The organism is Burkholderia sp. ABCPW 111, assembly GCF_000773065.1.
Taxonomy (GTDB): Bacteria; Pseudomonadota; Gammaproteobacteria; order Burkholderiales; family Burkholderiaceae; genus Burkholderia; species Burkholderia savannae.
In genome coordinates this window covers 1-6964 of sequence record NZ_JPWT01000010.1, presented here as the reverse complement: position 1 = coordinate 6964, position 6964 = coordinate 1, and the positions used below count along the sequence as shown (strand labels likewise).

The 6964-nt window shown below is 70.8% G+C and carries 7 protein-coding genes; 5 read left to right on the top strand and 2 right to left on the bottom strand.

All coding sequences use genetic code 11. The annotated features are described in order from the left end of the window. Positions 1-411: 411 nt before the first annotated feature. On the bottom strand, positions 412-813 hold the full coding sequence (locus tag X946_RS03845; protein ID WP_038744329.1) for an OsmC family protein: 402 nt from the start codon (positions 811-813) through the stop codon (positions 412-414). A gap of 90 nt (positions 814-903) precedes the next feature. Beyond that, positions 904-1830 carry a LysR family transcriptional regulator gene (locus tag X946_RS03840; RefSeq protein WP_038744339.1) on the bottom strand — a complete coding sequence of 309 codons (927 nt, stop codon included), beginning with the start codon at positions 1828-1830 and terminating at the stop codon, positions 904-906. Positions 1831-1983: 153 nt separating this feature from the next. Here X946_RS03840 and X946_RS03835 point away from each other — a divergent pair, with 153 nt between their 5' ends. The 5 genes from X946_RS03835 to X946_RS03815 all read left to right on the top strand — a co-directional run bounded on the left by X946_RS03835 (position 1984) and on the right by X946_RS03815 (position 6757). After that, positions 1984-3216: an acyl-CoA dehydrogenase family protein gene (locus X946_RS03835; protein ID WP_038744327.1), complete on the top strand. Its 1233-nt coding sequence runs from the start codon at positions 1984-1986 to the stop codon at positions 3214-3216. Next, entirely contained in the window at positions 3213-4292 is a 1080-nt protein-coding gene (locus tag X946_RS03830; protein WP_038744325.1) for a phosphotransferase family protein, read from the top strand. The genes X946_RS03835 and X946_RS03830 overlap by 4 nt, the downstream gene beginning before the upstream one ends. Next, complete coding sequence (locus X946_RS03825; protein WP_038744337.1) at positions 4289-4978, top strand: histidine phosphatase family protein; 690 nt, start codon at positions 4289-4291, stop codon at positions 4976-4978. Before X946_RS03830 ends, X946_RS03825 begins: the two co-directional genes overlap by 4 nt. Positions 4979-5012: 34 nt before the next feature. Then, the gene (locus X946_RS03820; protein ID WP_038744322.1) at positions 5013-5783 is read left to right on the top strand and encodes an SDR family oxidoreductase; all 771 of its coding nucleotides are present in this window, start codon (positions 5013-5015) and stop codon (positions 5781-5783) included. A 182-nt stretch (positions 5784-5965) separates the two neighbouring features. Then, positions 5966-6757: an SDR family oxidoreductase gene (locus X946_RS03815; RefSeq protein ID WP_038744335.1), complete on the top strand. Its 792-nt coding sequence runs from the start codon at positions 5966-5968 to the stop codon at positions 6755-6757. Positions 6758-6964 lie beyond the last annotated feature (207 nt).

Below are 6964 nucleotides of genomic sequence, written 5' to 3'. Positions count from 1 at the left end.
CTGGCCCCGCCTCGCCGCTTGGTTGCATGCCGCCCGGTTGCATCGTCGCTCGCGGTTCGGGCGGTCGGTGCGACGGCCGGGCGCGGTGCCGCCGCCGGTCCGGTTCTGGCGGGCGAGCTTACGTGCGGCTGCCGAGAGGTCGGCGCCGGTGACCGAAGCGGCGCTGCCGCCGCCGCCGCCGCCACCGCCGCGGATGCGAAGCGCGCACGCGCGAGAGCCTGCAACGCGCATCCATCGAACGGGCGGGCCCGATTTGTCCCGCATCGCCGCCGCTAAGCGATCGAGGCGCGTCACCGCGTCACCCGACGCCTGACATGGCACGGTGCGGCGCAACGCGGCACGCACGACGCCGCCGCGTGTCGCAGCGCAACGCGGCACGTCGCGCCGCCCTACGCCGCGCCGCCGCATCCGTCACTTCAACGTCGTCTCGATCCGCGTCCCGCGCTTGATGAACAGCGTGACGGGCGTCTTCTCGGCGATTTCCGCGAGCCGTTTGCGCTGCACATCATCGAGCGCGCCGTCGACCGCGATCGTGCGCCGCACGTACTGCGCGCCCTCGCGGTCGACGTGCAGTTCGGCGCGCGCGGCGAGGCGCGCGGCCGGCCATTCCTTGCGCTGCATGTACATCCGCAGCGTCGCGACCGTGCACGCGGCGAGCCCCGACAGCACGAGCTCGTACGGCGCGGGCCCGACGTTGCCGCCGCCCTCGTGCTCGTTTTCGTCGCCTTGCAGGCGATGCTTGCCGGCTTCGAGATCGACGACGTAGTTCGGCGCGTCGAGCGCCATTTCGGCTGAGGCGTGAATGAGCGGCATCGCGTGTCCTCGAGGTAAAGGGAAGGAGCGGCCGGCATGCCGGCCCCGATTCACGAGCATAAACGGCTTCGCGCCCGCGTGCAGCGGCCGTCATGCGCCCGCGGGATGCGTCGACGCCGCGCGCACGGCATCGATCACGCGCTCGCGGAGCCACTGGTGCGCGCGGTCGAGCTCGCGCGATTCGTGCCAGTACGCGAGGATCGGATAGGGCTTGAGCCGCAGCGGCAGCGGCTGGACCGCGATCGGCAGGAGCCGCGTCATGCGTAGCGCGTACGAGCGCGGCAGCGTCAGCAGCAGATCGCCCGACGCCGCGATCTGGCACGCGGCGAAATAGTGCTGGCAGACGAGCTGGATGCGGCGGAAGCGGCCGTCGGCGCCGAGCAGCACGTCGAGCGTGTGCGGTTCGCCGAGCGGCGACACCGTCACGTGCCGCGCGGCGAAATAGTCGGCTCGGCGCAGCGGCGCGCCCGCGAGCGGATGATCGTGCCGCATCGCGACGACGAGCGTGTCGTCGACCACGTTTTCGCCGACGATCCGGGGCCCCGCGGGCACCCGGCGCTCGATCGCGAGATCGAGGTTGCCGCTGCCGAGCTCGCGCTCGATGTCGGCGACGGGCACGCGGCGGCTCACGAGCCGCACGCCGGGCGCGTCGCGCGCGAGCGACGCGACGAGCTGCGGCAGCGCGATCGATTCGAGCACGTCGCGCACGCCGACGACGAAGCCGAGGTCGAGCGCGTCCGGGCTGAAGCGCGTCTGAGCGCGCGCCGCGTCCTGCAGCCCCTTCAGATGCAGCTGGACGTCGGCGATCACCGCGCGCGTGCGCTCGGTCGGCACGACCTTGTTGCCCTGCCGCACGAAGAGCGGATCGCCGAAGTGCGCGCGCAGCCGGTTCAGCGCGTGCGTGACGGCCGGCTGCGTCAGGTGCAGCGCGCGCGCGGCGGCGCTGATGCCGCCTTGCACGTAGACCGCGTCGAGCACGCGGAACAGGTTCAGGTCGAGTCGGTGGTCGGGCGGCATCGGCATGTCGGGGATTCGGCGTTCCGGGAAGGCTCGCGCGATCGCGCAAGCCCATCAGTGAAGTCTATGTCCTTGCATAATAAATATTCATTTCATCGATTGTCGAGGATCGCGTACGCTCGTCTTCATTCGAACCGACCACACGGAGACGCCATGGATTTCTCCCCTTCGGCCCGCAGCCGCGAACTGAGCGAGCGCATCGCGGGCTTCATGCGCGACGAGATCGCGCCCGTCGAGGCGCGCTATGTCGAGCAATCGACGGGCGGCGCCGACTGGCGCCTCTGGCGCCAGCCCGACGTGATGGAAACGCTGAAGGCGAAGGCGCGCGCGGCCGGCCTGTGGAACCTGTTCCTGCCGCAGGCCGAGCACGGCGGCGCGGGGCTGTCGAACGCGGAGTACGCGCCGCTCGCCGAACTGATGGGGCACTCGTTCATCGCGCCCGAAGCGTTCAACTGCAACGCGCCCGACACCGGCAACATGGAGGTGCTCGCGCGCTACGGCTCGCCCGAGCAGCGCCGCCGCTGGCTCGAGCCGCTCCTCGCGGGCGAGATTCGCTCGGCGTTCTGCATGACGGAGCCGGAGGTCGCGTCGTCGGACGCGACGAACATGCGGGCCACCGCGGCGATCGACGGCGACGAAGTCGTGCTGAACGGCCGCAAGTGGTGGTCGACGGGCATCGGCCATCCGCTCGCGCGCGTCGTGATCTTCATGGGGCTCACCGATCCGCAGGCGGAGCCGCACCGCCGGCACACGATGGTGCTGTGCCCGCTCGACGCGCCCGGCGTGAAGATCGAACGGATGCTGCCCGTGTTCAATGCGTACGACGAGCCGTCGGGCCACGGCGAAGTCAGCTTCACGAACGTGCGGCTGCCCGCGTCGAACGTGATCCTCGGGCCGGGGCGCGGTTTCGAGATCGCGCAAGGCCGGCTCGGGCCGGGCCGTATCCACCATTGCATGCGCGCGCTCGGCGCGGCGGAGAAGGCGCTCACGCTGCTGTGCGCGCGCGCGACGACGCGCACCGCGTTCGGCAAGCCGCTCGTCAAGCTCGGCGGCAACGGCGACGTCGTCGCGAACCTGCGGATGTCGATCGAGCAGGCGCGCCTCCTGACGCTGAAGGCCGCGTGGACGATCGACACGCAGGGCGTGAAGGCGGCGCTGTCGCTGATCTCGCAGATCAAGGTGGTCGTGCCGGCGGTCGCGCAGCAGGCGGCCGACGCGGCGATCCAGATCCACGGCGGCGCGGGCCTGTCGAACGACTTTCCGCTCGCGGCGCTCTATGCGTACGCGCGCGTGCTGCGGATCGCGGACGGGCCGGACGAGGTGCATCGCGCGGTCGTCGCGAAGCTCGAGGTGAAGCGGCAGCTCGCCGCGGCGGAGGCGGCATGAGCGTGCGCCTCGACGATGCGCGCGACGTGCGCGACGAAGACCGGCTCGACGCGGCGAAGCTCGACGCGTACCTGAAGTCGCGGATCGACGGCTTGACGGGCGAGCCGAGCATCCGGCAGTTCCACGGCGGCGCGTCGAACCTGACCTACCTGATCGGCTATGGCGATCGCGAGCTGGTGCTGCGGCGGCCGCCCGCGGGCGCGAAGGCGGGCACCGCGCACGACATGCTGCGCGAGGCGGCGGTGATGGCGGCGCTCAAGCCGGACTACCGCTACGTGCCCGCGATCCTTGCGCGCTGCGACGACACCGCGGTGATCGGCAGCGAGTTCTACGTGATGGAGCGCATCGCCGGCGTGATCCTGCGGCGCGAACTGCCCGCCGGGCTGAACCTCGATCGCGACGGCGTGCGCAAGCTGTGCGAGAGCTTCGTCGATCGGCTGATCGAGCTGCACGCGATCGACGCGTCGCGCGCCGAAATCGCGGCGCTCGGCAAGGGCGAGGGCTACGTCGCGCGGCAGTTGAGCGGCTGGGGCGAGCGCTGGCGCAAGGCGCTCACCGACGGCGCGAACCCGTGCGACGACGTGCTCGCGTGGCTCGAGCGCAACCGCCCGGCGAGCGAGCGCCGCATCTGCGTGATTCACAACGACTATCGCTTCGACAACGTCGTGCTCGATCCGGCCGACCCGTTGTCGATCGTCGGCGTGCTCGACTGGGAGATGGCGACGCTAGGCGATCCGCTGATGGATCTCGGCGGCTCGCTCGCGTACTGGGTGCAGGCCGACGACGATCCCGCGTTCGTCGCGATGCGCCGCCAGCCGACGCACGCGCAAGGGATGATGACGCGCCGCGAGGTGGTCGACTATTACGGCGCGCGCACGGGCATCGACGTCGGCGGCTTCGAGTTCTACGAAGTGTTCGGCCTGTTCCGGCTGATGGTGATCGCGCAGCAGATCTACCGGCGCTTCGTGCTCGGCCATACGACGAACGAGCAGTTCGCGGGCTTCGGCGCGGCCGTGCGCTATCTCGGCGAGCGGTGCCGGCGCGTGATCGCGGCGGCGGCCGGGAGTGCGCGATGAGCGAGCTGTTCCTGATCCGCCACGCGCAGGCGAGCTTCGATGCGGCCGATTACGATTGCCTGTCGCCGCTCGGCGACGAGCAGTCGGCGCGGCTCGGCGCGTGGATGGCGCGCGGCGCGCGGCGGCCCGGGCTGATCGCGACGGGCACGCTGCGCCGCCACGCGCAGACGGCCGACGGCTGCGCGCGCGCGGCGGGCGTCGACGCGCCGCGACTCGCGCTCGCGGGCCTCGACGAGCTCGACTCGGACGAGTTGATCGCGCGTCATCGGCCCGAGCTTGCTTCGCGCGACGCGCTGCTGCGCGCGATGGGGGCGCAAGCCGATCCGCGCCGCGCGTTCCAGGCGCTGTTCGCGGCGGCCGTCGCGCGCTGGACGGGCGGCGCGCACGACGGCGACTACGTCTGCCCGTGGCCCGAATTCCGCGCGCGCACGCTCGCGGCGTGGGACGCGCTCGCGCGGCAGCCGGCGCGCGAGATCTGGGCGTTCACGTCGGGCGGGCCGATCGGCGTGATCGTCGCGACGCTTCTCGGCGTGCCCGTCGAGCGCAGCTTCGAGCTCGCGTGGCCGCTCGTCAACACGAGCGTGAGCCGAATCAGGATCGGCCGCGGCGGCGCGCGCGTGACGACGTACAACGGCTGGCCGCACCTCGACGGCGCGGACGACGAGCGGCTCGTCACGCATCGCTGATTTCCTCCCCCTTCATCGACTCAGGATATTCTCCATGACCGCATCCAACCTGTTCGATCTGTCCGGCAAGATCGCCGTCGTCACGGGCGCGAGCCGCGGCATCGGCGCGGACGCCGCGAGGCTGCTCGGCGCGTTCGGCGCGCACGTCGTCGTCACGAGCCGGCGCATCGACGATTGCCGCACGATCGCGAACGAGATCGTCGAGGCCGGCGGCTCGGCCGAGGCGGCCGCGTGCCACATCGGCGAGCTCGACCAGATCGACGCGCTGTTCGCCGCGCTCGAAGACAAGCACGGGCGGCTCGACGTGCTCGTCAACAACGCGGCGGCGAATCCGTACTACGGGCCGATCGTCGACACCGACCCCGGCGCGTTCCAGAAGACCGTCGACGTGAACATCCGCGGCTACTTCTTCATGTCGAGCCGCGGCGCGAAGCTGATGGGCAAGGGCGGCGGCGGATCGATCGTCAACGTCGCGTCGGTGAACGGCGTGGTTCCCGGCTACTGGCAGGGCATCTACTCGATCACGAAGGCGGCGGTGATCTCGATGACGAAGGCGTTCGCGATCGAATGCGCGGCGAGCGGCGTGCGGTGCAACGCGCTGCTGCCGGGCCTCACCGACACGAAATTCGCGTCGGCGCTGACGCAGGCGCCCGACGTGCTGAAGCAGGTGCTCGCGCACGTGCCGATGCGGCGCGCCGCGCAGCCGTCGGAGATGGCGGGCGCGGTGTTGTATCTTGCGTCGGCGGCGTCGAGCTACACGACGGGCGCGGTGCTCAACGTCGACGGCGGGTATTTGTCCGTCTGACGGTTGGCGCTCGGCGTACGCATGCCGCACCGGATGCCGTACGCTGCTGACGGCGGCGCCGATTGCGATTGCAGCCGCGTTCACGGCGACGCGTGGGGTGCGCGACGCATCATGTATCACGCATTCCGCATGCGCGCGATCGCGCATGCGACGAGCGAATAGCGAAACGACTGGGAGTGTTCATGACGAAGAACTTGGCGCCGCGTCTTGCCGGCAAGCGGGCGTTCATCACCGGCGCGGCGGGCGGCCTTGGGCGCGCGATCGCGCGGCGAATGGCCGAGCAGGGGGCGAAAGTGTTCCTGACCGACATCGTCGACGCGGCGGTGCTCGACGCATTCGCGGCGCAGCTGAACGAAGCGGCGGGCGAGCGCGTCGCGTGGGCGGCCGTGCAGGACGTCGCCGACGAAGTGCAGTGGGCGTCGCGGCTTTCGCAGGCGAACGACGCGATGGGCGGATTGTCGGTGCTGGTGCACAACGCGGGCGTCGGCTCGTTCGGCGCGGTCGGGCAGGTTCGGCTCGACGAATGGCGGCGCGTGATGGCGATCAACGTCGAGAGCATCGTGCTCGGCACGAAGCATGCGCTGCCGTATCTGGAGGCGGGCGCGCCCGCGTCGATCGTCAACATCTCGTCGGTCGCCGCGTTCAAGCACGAGCCTGACTACACAGCGTACAACGCGTCGAAGGCGGCGGTCGCTTCGCTGACGAAATCCATCGCGGTGGATTGCGCGCGCCGGCAGACCGAGGTGCGCTGCAACTCGATCCATCCGTCGTTCATCATGACGGGCATCGTCGCGCCGATCGTCCAGCAAGTCGGCGAGAAGGAGGCGGCGCGCAAGCTCGCGCGCGGCGTGCCGATGCGCCGGCTCGGCGAGCCGGACGACGTCGCGCATGCGGCCGTCTATCTCGCGTCCGACGAGAGCCGCTACGTGACGGGCGCGGAGCTCGTGATCGACGGCGGAATGTGCGCGGTTTGACGTGGCATGCGCATGCCGGCGATGGTCTTTATGCGCAGCCGCCGGCGCGTTCGAATCATGCGCGGCGACGTGATTGCATCGTTGCGGATCGCGGATCGCGGATCGCGGATCGCGCATCGCGCATCGCGCATCGCGCATCGCGCATCGCGCATCGCGCATCGCGCATCGCGCATCGCGCATCGCGCATCGCGCATCGCGCATCGCGCA